The organism is Anaerovibrio lipolyticus LB2005 (assembly GCF_000621545.1).
Classification (GTDB): Bacteria; Bacillota; Negativicutes; order Selenomonadales; family Selenomonadaceae; genus Anaerovibrio; species Anaerovibrio lipolyticus_A.
On sequence record NZ_JHYA01000006.1, the window covers coordinates 141,822 to 162,284 of the forward strand.

The 20,463-nt window shown below is 43.5% G+C and carries 1 protein-coding gene; it reads left to right on the top strand.

Features of this window, described 5'->3' with window-relative positions; all coding sequences use genetic code 11:
- The first annotated feature begins 1 nt into the window (after position 1).
- The gene (locus T355_RS0107300) at positions 2–20,422 is read left to right on the top strand and encodes a hypothetical protein (protein WP_027397186.1); all 20,421 of its coding nucleotides are present in this window, start codon (positions 2–4) and stop codon (positions 20,420–20,422) included.
- The last annotated feature ends 41 nt before the right edge of the window (positions 20,423–20,463 follow it).

Consider the following 20,463-nt stretch of genomic DNA (forward strand, 5'->3'; position numbering starts at 1 on the left):
CATGTCGCAGTCAGGAAAATATCGCAAAATGATGAGAAAACACGCTGCTGAACATGACTATAAACAGGATAGATACGCATACAATATTTTGGCCAGTAAAATTGTGCTTGGCCTTGCTTTGGGGTGTCTTTCTGTCTTTCCTTCCGGAATTGCCTATGCTGATGAGGCCCCTGCAGAAACGGAAATTAAAACTAATATTACTGCCATAGATGGGCAGAAATCTACCATTGTTAAAGAGGATAACTTATATAAGATTTATGCCCAGTATGTCAGTGATGATCATCTGGGAGTCAACCGGTTTAAGGATTTTTCTCTGGGAAATGGTGACCGGGCTGATATGTACTTCAATATGAAGGACAGCACTAATTATGCCAATACCTTGGTAAATATGGTTAATAACGAGGTTAATATTAATGGCGTATTAAATGCTGTCAAAGACGGTAAAATCGATGGCAATTTGTATTTCCTCAGCCCTGACGGAATAGTCGTGGGCTCTCAGGGGGTTATTAATGCTGGCAGTTTTACTGGCATGGTGGTACAGAAGGATGCCTTCAATGAGTTGTTCGAGGGCGAAAAAAATAAGAACAAGAGCAAAGAAGAATTTAAGATAGATGATATTACCGCTCTGATGGCCAGTGATGAGGATAACAAGCCTGCTACTACAGGTAATATTGAAGTATCTGGCCATATTAACACACATAGTGGGATTGTTCTGGGAGCCGGAGTTATTGACATTAACGATGGTGCTCAGCTAAAAAGCATTAGCAATATTCAGTTTGAGAATGTTGTTAACAGCGAAATTGCCCAGCAGATTCCTCAAGGCTTAACGGCCTCCCAAAGAACAGATGGTAGTGGAGATATTGTATTAAAGGCTGCCAGCTTCAAAAACGTAGATGACAGTGAACTGCCTGCATTAAAGGCTACCAAGGTAAAGGATAAGGACGAATACGAGTTAAAGAACTGGGATAAGTGGGGAGAAGGGTGGCTCAAGGAATTATTTGCCGCTGATAATACGTCTTCTGTTACCAACAAGGGTAAAATAACTACTGATAGTGCGGTAAAAATATCTGCGGATGCCAATACTTCCTACAAGGAAGGCCAGATATTTGAATATCTTCAGGACCAACGGACCAAGGATTTAGTTCAGAAGAAGATTCGTGAGTCAATAATAAAAGATGCTGTTTTGCGTAAAGCTATGGCTCTTTACATTAAAAAAACCTCTGGGAAAGAACTAGCGGATTCACTGGAACCTAGCTCTGCTGAATGGACCCAATGGATAGACCTTTTCCTGTTGGGCATTATGGAAGGCACTGGCAATCGGTCCAATGAAGCCAGCGTTTCACTGGGGGGCACGATTGATGCTGAATCCTTGGATGCCAAAGCCTCAGCCAATCTGACCATGGATGTGAATGCCAGCGTTATGGCCAGAGCCTATACCAATGTAACGGGAAAGAATACCTCTGAGGTTACGGTAAATAAAGGTCTGGAGCTTAAGCATGGCGAGGAAAAAATTGATGGTGTTAATCTGGCGGCGGATACCAATACCACTATTTTGGCAACTGCCAAAGGTTTGAATGTTCAGCGGAAGGAAGGCGATACTACCACTAAGCTTCCGTCTGTTTATGGTGCCGTGACTATTGTCAACTCCGAAAGCAGTGCAAATGTCAAGGTCAACGAAGAAATTGATACTGCCGGGGAATTTAAAGCCACAGCTAGTATGCAGGAGGATATGGAGGTTACAGCCTCCTCGGCCATGAATGAGGAAAACGGTGTATTATCCGCCGGTGTGGCCTATGTAAATGACAAGACCAGTGCAAATGTTATCATCAACAAAGATATTTCCGCCTCATCCATTGATGTCAGTGCCAATAATACTGTCGCTAAGGATCTGATGACGGTAAACAATACCTTGGGTGTAATGTCGGGGCAGATATTTGATGGGGATACTCAGCCTGTGGAATTAAAGCCGCTGGATAGCAGCCAGAAAAGCTCCCTGAATAAGTTCTTTGATAAATTGGTGGACTATGGGGATGAATTGGTAGGCAAGCTGAAAAAATACGGCGATGCCGGGGCCACTGTGGGTATTTTCAAGCAGGAAAACAGCAGTAGCGTAGAGATTAACGCTGCTCTGGAGGCCATTAATGGTAATGATGAAAATGGTGATAATAAAGGCAATATTAATATAAATGCGGAAACAATGATTGGCGGCACAGATGATGACGGCAACCAAATCGGTGGTTTCCACATGAATGTGGTTAACTCCATGACCCACGCCAAGAGTTCGGATGGCAGTGCTGCCACCACCGGAGCTCTTATTAATGCTGCCGTACTGGTGGACAATGTAAAAAATAATGCCACTGTCAAAATAGCAAATGCTAAAGAGTCTAACGAAAATGATGACGATGCAAATGATGAAATTGATGAAATTGATGAAAATGGTGAAAATCCTGTAGCTTCCTTGTATGCTTCCGGCAGTATAAACATTAACGCCCAAGCTCACATGGACTATAACCCGGCTGCTGAAGGGCTGTATAATGTCAAGGAAGCCTGGAAGCAGGTGAAAGAATCCTATGAGGCAATAACTAATCTTCCACAGGATATAAAGGATGCCTATAAAGCTGCTTTGGAAAATTGGGATGAAAATGTTAAAGCCATCGATTGGAGCGACCCTACTAAAATTCCTTCTACACTATCCAATTGGGAAAAGCTTAAGGAAGCCATTGATAAGGTTAAGGAAGATGGCGAATTGGGTCTGGATATTAAGGCGCGTCTCATTAGCACAGCCGAAAATGCCCTTAATCTTACCCATCCTTCAACTTATACCCATTACCATGTTCGCACTGAGTCCAAGAACCAGTCTGAGGATGGTTCCGGCAATTTCACTGCCACTGGCTCTGTGCAAGTAAACGAATTACAGAACAATGCCGCCGTTTTAATTGGCGAAGAAAAATTCATTAAAGCTGATGGCAATACCGGTATAAAAGCGGAATCTGGTACCTATACAGTTACCCTTACCGGTAAGGGGGGCGAATATGGTACTCTGGATCAGTCTGGCAAAGTGGGCATGGGGGCTAGTGTAGCTCATCAGGAGATAAACGGAACCGGCTTGGTTATGGTGGGCAAAAATACCATAATTGAAGGCAATGCAATAGATATTAATGGCGTCAACAATATGAAGCAGGTGGATATTGTCTATTCCTCCGGCAAGGCTGATACGCTTAATATCGGCGGTATGGTGAATATTGTAAAGGGCACAGGCAACAGCATTGTGTCTATTGATGATGAGGCAACGCTGACTGCCACCGGAAAACCGGATGGATCGGATGAAGGCAGTAATGATGGTACCATAAACCTCCATACGGAAAATAATACCACCATCAATGCCATTACCGGTGGTCTCACTTTGGGTGGACAGGATGCTGTAGGTGCTGTGGGTATTGGTGTCAACTATGTGGACTATAATACCAATAATATTGTACAGGTGGCAGATAATGGCGATGGTATAAAAAAAGCTACGGATAAAGCTGATGACACGGAAGAAAATAAGGCGGAAAACCGCACCACCAACCGTTCAGTATTGGCCCGTGAGCTGGCGGAAAAGCTGGGCTCCGTGGATGATGATTTCTTTGGTGCGGCCACAGATTTCGAAGCTCCTATTGATGCAGAGGATGAAATCCTTTGGCAGGCCGCTAAATTGGATGTAACTGCTACAACTACCGGTACAATAAACAGTATTGGAGCTGAAATAGCTGGAACCGCAGGCTCTGACAGAACTCTCTTTGATAAGGGAAGCGACCTTATTCAAAAACTCGCCAACAAGCGTGATAAATTTGATAACTGGCTTAAAGGCAGCAAGCTTACAGACACTGTCAGTGGCTCCAATGAAAGCAATAAAGAGGCTGACGATAAGAACCTTGGCGGTAAAGGAGGCTTCAGACTGTCTGCAGCGGGAAGCGCCGCTATAAATAAGGGAATCAGCGATACTGCGGCAACTGTAGATGGAATTAATATTGAGAAAAATGAAGCTGCTAATTCTTCTTTGACTGAAGTGGCCGTTAGTGCTACTGATAACACCTTCCTTGGCTCCTTTGCCGGGGGAGCGGCTTATAATGCCCTGAAGAAAAACGAAAGTCCTTCTGTGGCCATTGGCGGGGCTGTGGGCTATGTGAATGCTGCCAGAACCGTGGATTCACTCATAATGAACACTCAGATTGAAGGAGCCGGCAGTGTTTCCAATACGGCGGACAAATCTGGTACAGAGGTGGCCAGCGGTCTGGCCCTGGCTGTTAATTCCAGCAGTGGCAGCAATCTCACAGCCAGTGGTTCCGTATCCTATAACAACGTTAATAATAATGTCAGGGCCATGATGCTTGGGACTGACGTAAACAAAAGCTTCGAGGGTACAACCAAGACTAATATTACAAACACTGCCACAGCCAGTAACTGGCAGATTGCAGGAGCTCTGGCGGCCAACTGGACGGGCAGTGACGGTACTTCTGCCAATCTTGGAGGCTCTGTATCCATCAGCGATCTATCCAATAATCTGGTCAGCATGATAAGTGGCGGAGAATACAAAAAAATCGATACCTTCTATATGGAAGCTGCCAAGTCCATAAATCATCTTAACGTGGCAGTGGCCGGCAGCAAGGGAGGCGGCAAGTCAGCCATCGGTCTTGACGGGGCTGTGGCCTACAATGAAATAAATAATAATGTTCAGGCAGCTGTTCGCAATGGCACCCAAATAGATGCCAGCGGGGATGTGTCTTTGATTGCCCATGATAAGGAGATAGAAAAGCCTAAAACCGATGCCAAAAAGGAAGAGCTGAAAGCCAACGGCATTGATGTTAATAACATTACTGACAAGTACGTTGCAACTGCAGCCAAGAAAACCATCAACAACGAAGCTGTTGTGGATGAAAACAACAACAAGGAAATAAAAGAAAATACCGATAACAATGCCAATACTACCATTCCTGGCAGCAGTCTGGTACTGAACGTGGCTGCGGGTATCAATTTTAGTGGAAATGGTGCCGGCGTAGGTGTAGGTATTGACGATATCAAGAATAATCTGTCAGTGGATATCACTGGAGCAACCTTAAAGGGAGCTTCGATTTATACCACCACCACCAATCAGACGAAGATTGTGGGAACAGCAGCAGGTGCTTCCGTTGGTTCCAACTACTTTGGCGGAGCAGGAGGCATAAGCTGGCACAACGTTACCAATAACAACAAGGTGAACATTACAGATAGCAGCTTGTCGGCAAATGCTGTCAGTGCCTTAGCGGATAATAAATCCAGCATTGTTAGCGTGGCCGGTCAGTTTAACGCGTCCACCAATGTTGGTGTTGGTATGACCTTTGCCAATAATGATATGAATAATACCACCGGTGTCTATGTAAAGGGTGGGGAAATTAAATTTGGGGCCAACGACTCTGATGGTACCCTTGATTTGAATGCAAAAAATAATACATACGTCCTTGCAATAGGTGCCGGGGTTGGTGCCTCGAAGTTTAACTTAAATGGTGCAGTTGCAGTAAACGAAGGAAGCAACAGCAGTGAGGCGATTATCAGCAAAGGACAGAAGGGTACTGAAATTGTCAATGTAAAAGGATTGAAGGTTAATGCTGAAAATACAACCTCCAAGACTACAATTGCCGGTGGCCTTAACATCTCTGTAGGTGGTGTAGCCGGTATCGGTGGTGGTGTGGCCTATGCCAATATCGGTAAAAAGAACCAGCGGGAAACTACTCAGGCCTTGATTAAGGACGCCGTTATTAATGCTCCAAAGGATAATACTGCCCAAATGGATGTATTAGCCAACGATAAATCCAGAGCCACCACTGTAGGTGTTGGTGTTGGTATTGAGGGCAGTGTAAATCTTCAGGGAGGTGTAGCCCGTACCAATGTTTATAAAGATGTAAATGCCGGTATGGAAAACACTTCCGTAAATGAAAAGAAGGCTGCTAATCAGGAAGTTAATTCCAGTGCAATTTTGAATATTAAGGCTACCTCAGATATCAACAATAAGACTGCGGGGGCAGCTTTAGCTACCGCCTTTTCAGGCGTTTTGGCCGGTGGTGTAGGTCTTTCCTTTAACGATGTGGACCAGAACACTAAGGCATTTTATAACTATCTGAACACTTCTGCGGCACAAGCCAGCAATTTGTATAATCTGGATATTAATTCTACCTCCAATACCAAGCTGTTGGGTATTGGCATTGGTTTGGCCGGGGCAAATACCTTTGCTATTGGTGGTTCATACAGCTATAACAATATCCGTGGCAATACTACTGCGGAAATGAATAAGACAAATATAATCAGTAGCAATAATATTGGCGTTGTAGCCCAAAGTGACGATGCTATTTCCTCCATTGCAGGTGTTATTGCAGGAGGTGCCGGCGGCGGGTTTGGTGTTTCTGTGGCCAACAATCAGATCACCGGGGATACTCTGGCAGCTGTCAAGGACAGTAAATTAGTCACCTGGACCAGTGATTCCGAAACTCCTGCTGAATTCGAGAAATATAAAATTTCTGTAAATAATGGCATGAAGTCTGCTGATAATAATCAATCTGATGGTATTATCAGCGGTTCCGTAAGCCGTTCCACCTTTGATCCTAGTCTCCTTAAGTCTGCCCGCACAAATTCCAAGCTTAGTGGTTTGGTAGTGGACAGCAGCTCTACCCATGCCATAGCTGCTGATGTACTTACCGGTGCCGGGGGAGCCATAGGTGGTGTAGCTGGCACATTTAACGAAAATTATATTTCCGGCAATACCAAGACCAGCTTAAATGATACCTCTGTAAATGAAGGCGCTGATATCGATCAATATAAAAATGTATCTGTAAAAGCATCGGATTACAATAATATTGGTTCCTTTGAAATGGGGGCTGCCGGTGGCGGTAATGTAGGCTTTGGTGGTAACCAGAATAGCAATATTTTGGGCCGCAGTGTGCTTGCAGAAAGCGATTCCAAAAAAACCACCAATGTAAGGGCCTATAATTTTGATTTACAGGCCCTTTCAAAGCAGGGGATTTCCAATTTGGCTGTAGCCGGCGGTTTGGCTGTACAGGGTGCCGCCCTTAATGCAAACCTGATTCATGATGACCTTGATATGCGTGTTTCGGCTAAGGTTAATAATCTTAATTTAGCTTATGAAAAAAATGCTAATGTCTGGGCTGAAAACGAAAGCCGTATCTATATGGATACATACGGAGTCTCTTTATCTGGTATTGGAGTCTCTGCTGGCTTTGGCATAAATCTTTTGGAACAGAAAACTGTCGTTGCGGCCAGTGTTTCCAACAGTACCTTATCCGATACTGATGGTTCACAACTGGATGATGCTGTGGCAGAGGTTAAGGCCCGTAACAACACTATCCAGAATGCTGCTTTGCTTTCCGGTGGCGTTGCGGGATTGGGCGCCAGCTTAAATGGAACAGTCAATTACAACAAGCATACCGCTGATGTGTCCGTATCTGTTGATAAAGCGAAAATTGAATCGGGAGAAATAAAGGTAAGTTCCTCTGACACCATAAAAGCTGATTATTCCAATAATGCTGCCCAGGTCGGTCTTTTGGGTGGTGCAGGTGTCAACAGCGCGATTACAACAATTGCAGATAAATCAAATATCAATATCAGTAATAAAAGTGAACTTTCTGCCAGGAAGGGCGTTAGCCTAAATGCGGGGATTGACCGTGATATTGATACCAGCATGCTTAACCTTTCCCTTGGTGGTGTGGCAGCCGGTGTTAACCATATAAACACCTCCATTAATACAAGTATAACGGCGGATAAGGAATTACAGGACAAAATCAGCACCGCCAATGCCCAGGACAAGAATAATACCGGCAGCTTCGTGGGAATGAGCGCCAGCGAGCGTCAAAAATCAAGAGAACGTACTGCCTTTAAGATTGATACCAATTTGAAGGGGACTGCATCAGGAGCTAATCTTTCTGTTACTGGCTCCAGTATTAATGCTGCTGGTGGCATGTTGCACATTGACGCTACGGAGAAAAACAGGCTCAATCTGGATGCCAAGGGGGCCAGTGTGGGCCTTGGAGCCTTTGTGGTTACCCATGCTACTGCCAATGTGAAAAATACTGCCAATGTTAATTTTGACAGTGCCACTTTGTATGGCCAAAATGTAGAGATTTTAGCCAATACCGTGGATAAACAGCGGGACAACAATGATAAGAAGCCTGGTATTTATACTCAGGGTGCTGTAGGAACTTTGGGGACTAAAATAGCTGCCAACGCTATTAACAGTACAGTGGAAACCAGTGGTACTACCGGGATTAATGTTAAGAATACCCATATTACTACTGAAAGTGATATGAAGATTAATGCCAATAACGCCATTACCGCCAATACTAATGTATATGGTGTGGCAGCTGGCACAGCTTCGGTAAATGCAATTAATACTGGTATTACCAATACCAGCGCCGTGGCCGTTAATATTGAAAATACTGATGCAAGCAAAACCTATAGCATCAATACCACGAAGTCAGATGGCAAAATCAATATTAATGCCATAAAGACTGGTAATTTTACTGCCAACAGCACAGGAATTGCTGCGGGGCTTGCTTCTGCAGGCTGGAACAGTACCTATGTAAAGGATAGCAGTACTTCTCAGATAAACATAAAGGGGAAAAATTATTTATTCGAGGCAGATGCCCTGTCCTTCCAGACAGCCAATGCTCCGAAGCTGAAAACAGATATTGATAATCATGCCGCTGCTGTAGTAACCGGAATGGCTTCCAAGGCTACAGTAGAGGCTAATAGTAGTGCCCTGATTAATGTGGCAGACGACAACTTCTTTAGTGCCGGGTCTGTATTCTTTGGGGCTCAGGTGGGTAAAAAGGACGAAATTACGGCCACCTCCAAGCTGCGCAGCGTAGCTGTGGCTGGTATGGCTGTGCCTGGGTACAGTGGTGATGAGTCCAATATTACTACTAAAACTAATGCAGCCATCAATATTGGCAAGGAAGATTATTCCTATACAATTAATAATAATACCAATAACAATAATGAGAATAATTTGGAAAATGAAGATAATACCAGATATGCCACTTTGACCATTGATGCCACCAATATGACCTCACGTCAAAATGATATCAGCAATGTTACTGTAAGCGGACTTAAGTTTGCTGCTGGTGGAATAAAAGGCACCACCAGGGCTGAGGATCTGGTAAGTACAACTGCAGGTGGCGGTGATGTCAATAAGCTGGTAATGGGAGCAACGGGCAATTCCTATACGGATTCCTATGTACGTGGCTCCGGCGGCGGTTTGATGGACTATGGTACTAATGCCAAGGCTATCACTTATTTTGATAATTCAGCCACTGCAAATATTTATGGTAAATGGTTTGCTCAGGATAATGTCTACGTTAATGCCAAGCAGTTCGATTCCATGGATACCCAGACCTTCTCTGCCAGTGGCGGAGTGCTTCAGGGCAGCGGCGTATATACTTCACTGAATATTGGCGACAAGGGGCGCATCACCTCAGCTAACATAGCCAATGGGGCAGACATTTCCGCCAACAAGGTATATGTTGGGGCAGAAAACAACATCAATACTAATAAAAACAATAAGTATAACAGCCGTCTTGATATTACGGCAGGTAATGCTCTGGGTATGTCCGTACTGGAAAGTAAGGATGTAATCAAGAAGGGAACCCAGGTTAATATTGGTAACAACGTCAAGGTAACCACAGTTGGTACTCAGGATTATGAGGCACTAAATAAAGACGTATTGAAGAACTACGCTACAGGCCTAAATGCCGGTATAGCGGAGTCTATTGTGGTGCAGTCAAGAACGGATTACACATCTGCCAATAAGGTTACCTTAGGAACAGGGGCAACTCTGACTTCCAATGGCAGTTATGATGTTGCCGGCGTAACCCTGGCTGCCTCCGACGATATTGACAGCACTGTCCATGCTGAGGGCAAGGTTGCTGGTGGCGCCGGTGCTGGTCCGACGGCTATCACCGAGCATAAAATTAATCGCAGCAATGCAGTAGAAGTTAAGGGAACCATTAAGAGTAATAAGGATATAAACCTTTATGCCGGGGCTGATAATGACGGCAGCAAATCCAATGTTAAGCAGCTTACCATAGCAGATGCCCACAATGATACTGCTATTCCATTGGGATGGCGTCGTGATCTGATTGTGGAAAACCGCCGTAATAACAGCGTGCAGGTTGAGAGTGGTGCAATAGGGGAAGCTCTGCGTAATATTAACATTAAGGCTGCCAATGGTACGGAAAATATTCTTAAGCAGGCCAGCTATCATACTATTTATAGTGGCGAAGGCGGCGATGGAAAAGCCATACCTGTTGTAAAGACAGCCAGTGATGGAAATGTAAATGTTGATAGGTTTGTAAATGAATCCACCAATTATGCCAAGGTGGACGGTTCCCTGTTGGCCGGTTTCCAGGACAAGATTAATGTTACTATTACTGGACAGGTGGTACCAAAAGACCTTCTGGGGCATAATGATATTGCTGATGTTAACGATGCTACCAAGATTGTAGAAACCCATGATGTAACAGCTAAAGGCAACAATCCATCCTATACCATTTCCATAGTGGATGACGAGGGCAGACACTACACGGAATTGGAAAAGGCAGCGAAGCAGTACACTGGCAGCTATGCCAATGTATTAGCTGAACGCTGGAATGAGCTGAACAAGCTGATTTCCGCCTATAATGGTGAAGACGGCAAGGGCGGTGACGGCCAAACGGCTATCGCTTATGCCGGATATTTGGCTGAAATGCAGCTTTTGGAGGCAAAACTGAATTCCTTGGGGCTTATGGAAGAAAAGGTTGTTGATGGTAAAACCATTAAGGTGCCTGTTACCGAAGGTTATGATATTCCAATCGTTGCCTTGCCGGGATTGATAGAAGCCAGTGGCGGTACCATTAATGTGGATTCCAACAACTTCTATGGCAAGGGCTCTGTGGTTGCCAAGACTAATCCGGAAGTAAAGGTGGAAAATAAATCCAATGCCTATCTGGTAGTAAATGATATTACCATAAAGGATAAAGGCCAAGGAGTCATCTACCGTGACAACATAATAAAATCTGACGCCAATGGCAAGAATCAGATAAAGCAGCTGAACAGCGATAAAAAATATGATGTGTCCTACAGTAAGCTGAAGTCTGGCACTGAGGGCAATAGTGGTGTAAATATTCTCTCGGAAAATCCTTCTCTCACCGGAATTACCTTGACCGATAAGGTTACAAAGGACGGCAATATAACCTATGTTAATAGTGTCTTTAATGGCGTGGGTGCCATTGAGATTGCCGGCCATGTAAACGCCGGAACTACAGATGTAACCATTACGAATAAAAATAAAACTGGCGGCGATATCATCATCAATGGCTCCGGCTCCAAGGCCACCGGTATTGATGGTCATAGCATAAGACTGACAGCCCAGTATGGCAGTGTAAACCAGAGCTATACCAAGGGTGTGGTAAATGTTGGTTCATCGCCGCAGGAAGTGTACAAGAGTACCAATGATGCTGCCATTAACACTATTAAAGATGCTTTCTGGTTAAATAATTATACTTCTAAAAAGCATAATGAATTGTCATATAATAGCCCTGCAGCCCAAACGGATAGTGAAAGAGCTGCAGCAAAATCCGGACGTATTGCCGGAAGCTCCATATTCATTGCGGCAGACGCTATCAATGTAAATGGTATTTTACAAAGTGGTTATGGCAAATACACAGCAGTTATAACTGAAGAACAGCTGAACGCTGCCAAGACAGCGGCCAAAAATCAGGACTTTAGCAAATCCAAGCTTTTTGAAGGCCGCCGTATCTATATGGTAAATGAGGGAGGCACAGACTGGGAGGCTGAACGGGCAGCTGATGGCTCCCTGGTTTATAATGTCCAGATTTTCTACGACCCTGATAATGATACTCTGTTGGCAGAAGATATTGATGCTCAGGGAGGTAAAGTATATCTTGCTGGCCGTATTATCAGCACCACTGGTGGCAAGATTTTTGCCGTAGATGGCGGTGCTGATATCAGTATTGATAATCAGACGAATGCTTCCATGCAGTTGGGTAAGGTACTCAATAATAATATTAATGGTGAAGTGACATTAACAACCATATCCTTGGATAACAATGGCAAGGAGGTTGTTACTACCAAGAAATATACTACAGAGGGAGTTACCACCTCCACTGGATTTAATCCTGGAGAGCTGAATACTGCCGGAGCTGGCCGCAGCTATACCTTTAATCCGGAGGCAAACAGCCGGTATAACTGGACGGTTGGTTCTGAATCCACCACTAATACCCATTATTATTATCGTGATACCAGTATTTTACATCTGGATTTTGCCACCTTTGAATCGGAGACTGGCAAGGCCAAGAAGACGGTTACCGTTAATGATGCCAAACCGTTGCCGAATGGAATATTCGTATCCAAAGGGACAGGTCCGGATTACAAGATTGTAGCAGACAATGTCGTGCTTAAAAATCAAAGATTAAATTATAATGTAACCTCAAAAAATAAAGTTCTTTGGAAGAATTACTATTATAACTGGGATGTTAAGACTGGTTCCAGTCAGACTTATGTATCCAGTATTAAGGCAGATAAACCTATTGATATTAAATTTATAGGTCAGGATAATGGAACTATCAACCTTAAGAGCGGAGGAGATATAACCCTTAATGGAAATATCCGTAATAACAATACAGAAGGTACCATTGCCATTACTTCCAACAAGGGCGCCCTTAAAGCCAATAATGGTGTATCTATTTTAGGAAATAAAATTTCACTTAACGCTCAAAAGGATATTGCTAACATCAATATTGAAACCCTTGATAAGGAAACAGCTGTACAGCTGGGTGCTATTACCCGTGATGGGAACATAGGTATTAATGTAACCGGTAATACGGAAATATCCACTATTGAAGCCAAGGGTACTGGTGATCCTATGGCTGGCAACAATAACGTTAAATTGGAGGTCAGCGGCAATATTGAGCAGATTGCTGGTGAAGGTATTATTGGTCAGCGTATAGATATTACCAGCCAGTCAGGTGGTATTGGCAATCATGACCAGGCTTTGAAGGTGCATGCTGGCCAGCAGGCACTTAATAATGATCCTCTCAGTGCCAGCGTTAATGCCACTGCGCAAAAGGATATATTCCTGGTGCAGAATACTACAGGCAACAATAAAGATAATGATATGCGTATAGGGGTCATTCGTTCTGTGGCTGGTGATGTAACACTGACCAATGAGCATGGCAGCTTTGAGGATGCCCTGCCATATACCGGCGAAGAAGCCAGTGATGAAACCTCCGCCCGTATCCAGCGGTGGATTGATTCCGGCCTTATTGCGGGACCAGATCGGAATAACGCCTATATCCGTAAACTGGAAAAGAATGTTTCCGATTATGAGCATGATGTTAAGGAAAGCTTTGCTGATTATGAGCAAATGAAGGCCTTGCATGATGACCTGGAGGCTAAATATCCGGATAATTACAATGAGAAGTGGGTGGAGAATTATTCAGAGGATTATCGCCTTGCTTACGAATCCCTGCGTAGAGAATACGAGCACTATACTGATAGTGATGATTATTTGGCTCATTTGGCTGCAGATGAAAATAGTGACTATGCCAAGCTGAAGGCTGCGGCAGCAAATCCAACCTATAAGTGGACTCAGGATGAGCTGCTCTATGCTCTGCGCAGTGAAATGATTAATAAGGAAGTGGGCTCCACTGACAGCCGGGATAAGATTGCCAATATATCCGGCAAAAATGTCACTTTATATGGTAAAAATATTGGCAGTAATGAGACTCCGCAAAGTATTACTTTTGACCAGCTTAAAAACGGCTATAGTGCTGGTGGCAAGACCAATGTGGACTATCTGAAGATTTTGGCAAATTCTGATGCTTCAGATGTAATCCGCCTAAAGGACGAGAACGGAAAGGATTATTTCCGCGTGACTGGCACAGCCCCAGTTGGTATTAATGCAACTGGAACGGTAACTGCCACTGCTACTGCAGAGGACATTTCAATGTCCGGCCGGAAGGCAACTGATGATGGAGCTGCTTCTGTGCTGAAGATTGGCGAAGTACAGGCAGATAAGGGCTTTGTTCGAATTTTGGGCAAAGAGGGAATTGAAAATGCTTTGACAGACCAGGCCTACACCAATGTAATTGCCGGCAAGGATATCCTGCTGGAGGGTGGCGAAGGTGCAATAGGCTCCGAAAACAAACCTATCACCGTACAGGCAATCGGTGAAACAACCAGTGATCTTAGTGCCCGTTCCAATAAGAATATCTATATTAAAAACAATGGATTAAATCCTCTATCTGTGGGAAGCATATATACCCCTGATAGCGTAACTCTTTATGCTGGCAATGGTCTTGTTGGTAGTAAGACATCCATAGATGGAGTAGTTCCATACATTAATGCCCAAAATCTGTACTTGAATGGCATCAATGGTGACAGCCGCAGTGATCTTGGAACTGCAGAACGTCCATTATATGTACTGGGCAACAGTGTCAATATTCAGGCTACAGGCAACAGCGCACATTTGAAGGGCGTTAAGTATGACCCTGATAATATCGTGCTGGGCGCCATTGACATGAAGGAGGATTTTGTACTAAATACAACTGGTACCATCACAGTAAGCAATAAGGCTGCTGCCAAAAAGATCACCTTAAGTGGTGATAAGGGCATTGTGATGTCGGAAGCTGAAAATGAAGATACAGCAGAAAGCTATATTAATGGAACTGAAGAAGTCAATCTTAAGGCTTCAGATGGTGATATTGGCTCCAAGGATAATGCATTGAGGCTGCTTAATAATGGGGGTAAGATATCTGTTGCTGGTGCAAACGGTTATCTTATTGGCTTAGAGCGCTCTAATTTAAATACTGTTGACAATATGACTCTGGGTGCTGTTGGCACAGAAGACAGTGCTGGTATTACAGGTGATTTATGGGTTAAGAGCCAAGGTAATCTCACCACAAATGAAGTAATAAATGTGGGTGGTGAACTGACACTTTTGGCAAATAAAAATGTTGATGCCAAGGGAAATCTGACCTCTGGCGGTGATGTAAAAGTTAAGGCCAGTGATATTAAGTTGGAGAAAAACGTAGATGCAAGTGGAAATATTAATGTTGATGGCAAGAATATTACCACAGAAGGTAAGTTGACTTCTAATAAGGCCGTAAATTTGACTGCAACGGAGAATGTACAGGCAAATGGCTTAGCTGCTGATACAGATGTATCCATTAATGCAACTGCTGTTACACTGTCAGGAGAAGTCGGAGCCACTAACAATATTGGCATAACCGCAACTGGAGATATTACCACCACTAAGGCAATTACCGCTGGTAATAATATAACCGCAACAGGTGATAAAATTACTTCCAGTACCTGGACAGCTACCAATGGCAATATAACTGAAGATGCTGTAAATATTACTGCTAATGGCAAGCTAGAAGCTGGCAAGGCAGTGGCTTTGAATGCAAATGAAGCTGTAAATACCAAGGGTGCAGTAAATGCCGGTACTGACGTAACGGTTAATGCAACTACTATTGAACTTGATAAGGCTGTAGAGGCAGGCGGAAATATTACTGCTGAAGGCAAGAATATCACTGCTGAAGGCAATTTGGCTGCTACTAAGGCCATAACCTTGAATGCAAGTGGGAATGTAACGACCAATGAAACTCTAGTAGCTGGTACTGATGTAGCTGTCACTGCAACTGGTGAAATTTCCACGGCTAAAGCTATTACTGCTGGCAATAATATAACATTGACCGGAAAAGATATTAATTCATCTGGCAATTGGACAGCCAGCAATGGCAATATTACAGTAGAAGGTAAGAATATTGCCAATAATGATGGTTTGTTATCTGCCACCAAAGCAGTAAATCTGACAGCAACTGAGAATGTAGAGGTAAAGGACGTGTCTGCGGATACTGATGTGGCCGTTAAGGCAACTACTATTACTTTGACAGGTGATGTTGGAGCCAGCAATAATGTTGGAATAACTGCAACAGGTGATGTTAATACCAAATCCATTACTGCTGGCAATAATTTAACTGTAAAGGGAGCAGATATTGATGCTTCCGGCAACTGGACAGCCACCAAGGGAAGCATTACGGCTGAAGGCAAGAATATTACCACCAATGGTCAGTTAAGTGCTGATAAGGCAGTAACCCTGACTGGAACTGAAAAAGTTAATGCCAAGGAAAGTCTGACAGCAGGTGCTGATGTTACTGTTAAAGCAGTTACCATTGAGTTGGAGAAAGCCGTAGATGCTGGCGGAAATATAAAGACCACTGGTAAGGATATTACAACTAGTGACAAGTTAAGTGCTAAACAGGCAATAACCTTTACTGGAACTGGTGATGTAGCTATTAAAGGTGGTGCTGTTGCTGGTACTGATGTAGCAATAAATGCAGCTACTGTTGAGCTGTCAGGAGATGTAGATGCCAATAATAATATCGATATCACTGCAATTGGAGATATTACCACTAATAACGCAATTACGGCTGGTAATAATATTACTGTAACTGGTAGCAAAGTTACTTCAAGCAACTGGGCAGCCACAAATGGCAATATCAGGACAGATGCTGTAAATATTACTGCTAATGGTAAGCTGGCTGCTGGCAAGGCAATAACCTTGAATGCAAATGAAACTCTGAATACCAAGGATACTGTAAAAGCTGGTACTGATGTAACGGTTATAGCAACTACAATTAAGTCTGAGGAAGCTATAGAAGCAACTGAAAACATTAAGGCAACTGGTAAGAATATCACCACAAATGGGCTATCCGCTTCCAAGCTAGTCACTCTCACTGCAGATGAAACTGTAAATACGAAGGGAAGTGTTGTTGCCGGTACAGATGTTACTGTTAAGGCAGCAGAAATTAGACTGGAAAATATTGTGGATGCTGGTGAAAACATCAATGCAAATGGCACGAATATATCTGCCACTGGCAAGCTGAATGCTGACAAGGCAGTAACCTTGACTGCAACAGATACTGTAGATGTCAAGGAATTGTCTGCTGGTACTGATGTGGCCGTTAAAGCAACTACTATTAATTTGGCAGGTGAAGTAGGAGCAACGAATAACGTTGATATCACTGCAACCAGAGATGTTACCGCTGTTGAGGCAATTACGGCTGGCAAGAATTTAACAGTAAAGGGAGCAGATATTAATGCTTCCGGCAACTGGACAGCCAATAATGGCAATATTACAGCAGAAGGTAAGAATATCACAACAGAGGGGCGGTTGGTGGCTTCCAAGCTAGTCACTCTGAATGCAGATAATACTGTGAACACGAAGGGAAGTATTTTTGCCGATACAAATGTTACTGTTAAAGCGGCAGAAATAAAACTGGAGAATACAGTAAATGCAGGTGAAAACATCAATGCAAATGGCACGAATATATCTGCCACTGGTAAGATGACTGCTAATAAGGCAGTAACCTTGACTGCAACAGATACTGTAGATGTCAAGGAATTGTCTGCTGGTACTGATGTAGCCGTTAAAGCAACTACCATTAATCTGACAGGTGAAGTTAGCGCCAATAATAATGTTGGTATAACAGCAACTGGTGATATTACTACCAAAGCTGTGTCTGCGGGCAAGGATTTAACTGTTAAAGGCACAGAGATTACAGCTACTGGTGACTGGAAAGCCAGAACTGGCAACATTACAGCCGATGCTGATAATATTACTGCCAATGGCAAACTGGAGGCCGGAAAGGCTATTACCCTTACTGCAGATGAAGCTGCAGCTGCCAATGGCGGTATGAAGGCAGGGACCAATGCAACTGTTACTGCAGATACCATTAACCTTAATGGTGCTGTGGAGGCCACCAACAATATTGAATTGGAGGCTGCAACATCTATCACTTCTACTGGCAACTGGTTAACCACCAATGGCAATATTACCGCTGATGGCAAACAGATCACTGGCCAGGGCAATATTTCATCCGGAAAGGATCTCAAGCTGAACACCTCCGGAGGAGATTTGAATATCACCGGAAATATTGGAGCCAAGGATAATGTAACAGCTTCCACTGAGAACGGGACCTTGACAGTAGGTGGCAAGGTAAGTGCAGATACTGGCAGTGTAACCCTCCTTACGGGCTTTGACGAATATAATAATGCAAATACAAGTATTGTTGTTACGGATGGTATTTCAGCTGGCAAGGACGTATATGCTTATTCCAAAAATGCTGATATCGTAGTAGCTGATTTGGGCAACAATGTTAATTCCATTGAGGCTGGCAGGGATATTTCCGTAAAGACAAGCGGTAAGGGCGATATTGCACTGTTAGGTTCCTTGAATGCAGGCAACAATATTGAAGCTGAGCTGATAGATCATAATGGTGATATTACTGTGGGCAACATAAATGACAGTGATGTTGAAGCCATAACTGCAGGTAACAACGTTAACTTGTCCACCAATGTGGGCACCATCTACGTTTATGGTCATACTGAGGCTATAAACGGTGATGTGGCCATGAAGGCTGCAAATGAAACCTATAATCCGAATGCCCCGGAGAGCAACTTTGTCATTAAAGATAAAGGGTCTGTGGAGGCAGGAAAGAATATTTCCCTTGAGGGCCGCAATGGTGATATTTCCATAACAGAAGATCTAAAAGCAAAGGGCGGCTTGCAGGCCAAGGTTGAAGGCCAGGGCAATTTAAGCTTTGGCACAGATATCGAGGTTACCAATGATATTGTGCTGAGCACGGACAAGGGTAATGTTGAAGTTGGCAAGAAGGTTAAATCAACTGATGGCAATATCTCCATTACCACTGACCAAGGTACCATAAATATAGGCAGCCAGGGGCCAACGGATGATGCTTTATCTGCCAAGGATAATATTAACCTTGAAACCAAGGACGGTATAATAAGCGTTCAGGGACTTACCCACTCCACAAATGGTAATGTAACTGTTTCTGCCTACGCTTCAGAATATCAGGCTGGTGCAAGCAGTGTTATCATTGACCAAAATGGACAGGTAATTTCTGACAATGGTGGTATTACTATTACCAGTGGCAATGGTGATTTCCATATTACTGATACCGTTAAGGCCAAGACTAACCTGACTGTCAATACTGTTAACAAGGGCAATATGTATTTTGACAACAATATTGTAGTCACCGGCGATGTTAATGCCAAAACAGATGAGGGTGATGTTTATATCGGTAATTCTGTAACCTCCACTGGTGGAAATATTAATGTATCTGTTATCAAGGGCAACATTGATGTTGGCGACAATGATGCTGACGTTGAGACCATAACTGCCAACCAGAATATTAATATTGAAACTGGTACCGGAACAATTACCGTTTATGGCAAGACCTCTACTCAGGAGGGTGATATTTCCCTTGCTGCGGGCTCCGAAAGCTACGTTCCTGGAGACACAGGGCAGAATATCATCATTGATCATAATGGTCTTGTGGATTCCGCAAGGAATGTTAAGCTTACAACAAGAAATGGTGATCTTCGCGTTACCGACAATATCATTGCCAAGGGAAGTACTGATGCCAATACAACAGGAAAGGGTAACATTTACTTTGATAAGGATATGATCTCTGATGGTGATTTGATTACCACCATAGAAGAGGGGAATATTTACACCAGAGTTATGAAAGCCCAGGGAGATCTTTTAGTCTCCATAAAGAAGGGCGACCTTATTCTTGATACCGCCGAGGGCAATCATGTTAATATAATTCTTGGTGACAATTCTGAGGCATCTCGAGTGAATACAGTTCTGGCCAAAGCTAATGGTGATGGTGAAACTGATGTTGTACTGGCAGGTAAATATGTGCAGATTGGTACTGTTAAGAATACGGGAGATAGCAACACCCCATTGACTATGACAGTGCAAACCCCTGATGGTCAGAATCTTGTTGAAACCTTCACCATTGATAAGCTCAGCTCCAACACTGGCACTAAGGTGTCCAAGCTGTGGACCAATAATGGTTATGTAAATGTTGATAAGGGGGCTGTGGATATTGGTGATGCTTTGGTAGGCAATAAATTCACTGTGAACAACAGTGCAACCAATATGGCTATTTATGGGCGTACTCCAACCCATGATGGTGAACAGCTTGTTTACTGGAACGATGCAAGTAAACTGTATCCTATGGGAAGAAGATACCAGTTGTTTGAAGATGGCGGCATAATTACCGACAACGCACATTTAGTGGAAGCACATGACTGGCGTCTGTTACGCAGCAATAAATACACTGAAACCTACAGTGTAGTAGATATGATGCGAAATAATCTAATGCGCAAGGAACATTACTACAAAGAGGTTCCACTGTCAATGTTTATACCAAAAGCACCTCGTCAATGGGTTGAGGTGAGTGGTGAAATTGTGAATTCCATAGTTACAAAAAATGCTTCCAAGCAGGAAATAATAATTGAATAACGAATACTAATCTTAGTAACAGATTAATATAACTTATGTCC